The organism is Dawidia cretensis (assembly GCF_018598175.1).
Lineage (GTDB): Bacteria > Bacteroidota > Bacteroidia > Cytophagales > Cyclobacteriaceae > Ohtaekwangia > Ohtaekwangia cretensis.
In genome coordinates this window covers 1-248 of the sequence record NZ_JAHESE010000230.1, presented here as the reverse complement: position 1 = coordinate 248, position 248 = coordinate 1, and the positions used below count along the sequence as shown (strand labels likewise).

The 248-nt window shown below is 37.5% G+C and carries 1 protein-coding gene; it reads right to left on the bottom strand.

What is annotated here, in order from left to right; genetic code table 11:
* The coding region (locus KK062_RS31190) for an ABC transporter permease (protein ID WP_369075199.1) at window positions 1-237 on the bottom strand (237 nt) is incomplete at its 3' end.
* Between the last annotated feature and the right edge of the window lie 11 nt (window positions 238-248).

Genomic DNA, 248 nt, shown 5'->3' with positions numbered 1-248 from the left:
ACTCAGTACCAACATCGTATCGATTTGCTCAGAGAATGCCAGAGTCTTGCCAGTTAATTCATTTAACATTGGCAACATCAGATAGAATACTCCATAGGACAAAATCATGGCTATAAAGGCAAACAAAAAGCTTTCGGCCATAAACTGACTTATGAGCTGGTACTTCATTGACCCAAGTACCTTGCGAATACTGATCTCTTTTATTCTAGTAAATGATTGCGCTGTGCTAAGGTTTATGTAATTAATAC